Origin of the sequence: Vibrio sp. 10N.222.49.C9 (assembly GCF_041474985.1) — a bacterium.
In the GTDB taxonomy this organism is placed as follows: Bacteria; Pseudomonadota; Gammaproteobacteria; order Enterobacterales; family Vibrionaceae; genus Vibrio; species Vibrio crassostreae_C.
The window spans coordinates 1-325 of sequence record NZ_JBFRVD010000229.1; the positions used below are offsets into that span (position 1 = coordinate 1).

At 48.0% G+C, this 325-nt stretch carries 1 pseudogene; it reads right to left on the reverse strand.

Going from position 1 to position 325, the window contains the following annotated elements:
* Positions 1 to 325 (reverse strand): annotated as a pseudogene (locus AB4585_RS22885) (histone deacetylase); the annotation flags it as partial.

Sequence of the window (325 nt, forward strand, 5' to 3'; positions counted from 1 at the left end):
GACTGTCGTAATATCTGGGTTATCAGCACACAAGGTGGCGGTACCATCGCCATGATGCACATCGCTATCTATGATCATGACTGAGTCGACGTCTGGATGCTTTAGTGCTTCATTGACTACAACTACTAAGTCATTGAACAGGCAAAACCCACTACCATAATTTGCATGCGCGTGGTGGTAGCCACCACTAAGGTGTATCGCTACACCCTCTTCAATGGCTTTTTGCGCCGTCATAACAGTGCCAGCAGTCGAGGTAAGGGTTCTTTTAATAAGCTGCTCACTCCAAGGAAAACCTATGCGACGCATCTTAGGCGCAGGTAGGACT